We start from the raw sequence: 236 nt of genomic DNA on the forward strand, positions 1-236 counted from the left end.
CGGACGGGCGGGTGGACCTCGAGGCCGTCCGCCTCTTCCTCCAGCTCGGGCGCTACCGGGAGGGCGAGGCGGCCCTGGACCAGGACCCCCAGCCGGAGAACCCCGAGTGGCTCAGGCTGAAGGGCTGGGCCCGCTGGCACCTGGGGGACGAGGAGGGCCTGCGGCTGGTGCGGAAGGCGGCCTCCCTGGCCCGGGAGCGGGCGGGGTGGGTGTGGCAGGACCTGGGGGCCCTCCTC

The 236-nt window shown here is 77.1% G+C and carries 1 pseudogene; it reads left to right on the forward strand.

Annotated elements, in window-relative coordinates:
• Window positions 1-236, forward strand: a pseudogene (locus ACYQ0J_RS13695) (tetratricopeptide repeat protein); the annotation flags it as partial.

The sequence above is a fragment of the Thermus sp. FJN-A genome (assembly GCF_054655095.1).